Source organism: Colwellia sp. MB02u-6, assembly GCF_014077095.1.
GTDB lineage: Bacteria > Pseudomonadota > Gammaproteobacteria > Enterobacterales > Alteromonadaceae > Cognaticolwellia.
Map to the genome: position 1 here is coordinate 1 of NZ_JACGVG010000012.1, position 292 is coordinate 292.

1 protein-coding gene is annotated in these 292 nt (G+C 40.1%); it reads left to right on the forward strand.

All coding sequences use genetic code 11. The annotated features are described in order from the left end of the window. Positions 1–187: hypothetical protein (locus tag H4J46_RS16890; RefSeq protein ID WP_220462888.1), on the forward strand; the 187-nt coding region annotated here is incomplete at its 5' end. Between the last annotated feature and the right edge of the window lie 105 nt (positions 188–292).

Genomic DNA, 292 nt, shown 5'->3' on the forward strand with positions numbered 1-292 from the left:
GACTGAAGTCCAACCTACATCAAACCTAGATCAAGGCCACATCCAACCTAAATACAGCCTTGGACAATTTTTTTGTAGGTCGGACTTCAGTCTGACAACCGTTAAGCGGTTGATTATGCTGATAGACCAACAAACCTCTGTAGCGGGTATTATGTTGTTGAACCGTTTTTATGTTGAAAATGGTTAAATTTCATTTAACTTGTTGGACTGAAGTCCAACCTACATCAAACCTAGATCAAGGCCACATCCAACCTAAATACAGCCTTGGACAATTTTTTTGTAGGTCGGACTT